At 41.5% G+C, this 241-nt stretch carries 1 protein-coding gene; it reads right to left on the bottom strand.

Features of this window, described 5'->3' with window-relative positions:
• Window positions 1-241, bottom strand: a 241-nt coding sequence (locus ACHABW_RS26110) for an aldehyde dehydrogenase family protein (RefSeq protein ID WP_435759963.1), incomplete at both ends; no start/stop codon positions are given.

Here is a 241-nt window from a genome sequence, read left to right on the forward strand (position 1 = left end):
CTCTGCATTTTCTTCCAACAGTCGAACTAGGTTAAGCAATATTTCACTGCGCTCATAGGCAGTTAGTTTTTTCATCGCGGACTTCGCCGAGACTGCCGCATCGATTGCCTCTTCGGTTTCTTTAATCGAAGCTTTTGGAATTTGCGCCAGAATCTCTCCATTGTATGGACTATAGAGTGGATGGTATTCCCCTGCTTCTTTCCATTCTCCATTAATAAATAATTTCTGCTTTTTAACTATG

Origin of the sequence: Salipaludibacillus sp. CF4.18 (assembly GCF_051262595.1) — a bacterium.
GTDB lineage: Bacteria > Bacillota > Bacilli > Bacillales > Salisediminibacteriaceae > Salipaludibacillus > Salipaludibacillus neizhouensis.